General features: G+C 54.9%; 1 protein-coding gene. It reads left to right on the forward strand.

Annotation, left to right across the window (positions count from 1 at the left end):
- Window positions 1–273 (forward strand): Ig-like domain-containing protein (locus C1642_RS15295; RefSeq protein WP_146035341.1); only part of this gene is annotated, 273 nt, incomplete at both ends.

The raw sequence follows: 273 nt of genomic DNA on the forward strand, positions 1-273 counted from the left end.
CAATCACGATTGACTTTGGTGAAGCAGTCAATGCGGTTGATGGCAGTCCGCTTACGGCAGATGCGCTTGAGGGATTGCTGGACATTGCTAACGGTACATTGACCGGCCTTGTAGACAACGGCGATGGCAGCTTCAGTGGTACGCTGGTACCGGCTGCGGACTTTGAAGGCGATGTGGTTGTGAACGTACCGGCAGGTATTGTTACGGACGTGGCAGGTAATGCCAACCTGACTGCAACAGAGAGCCTTACGGTCGATACATTGGCGCCGGGCT

The organism is Acinetobacter sp. AKBS16 (genome assembly GCF_002899995.1).
GTDB classification, from domain to species: Bacteria; Pseudomonadota; Gammaproteobacteria; order Pseudomonadales; family Moraxellaceae; genus Acinetobacter; species Acinetobacter baumannii.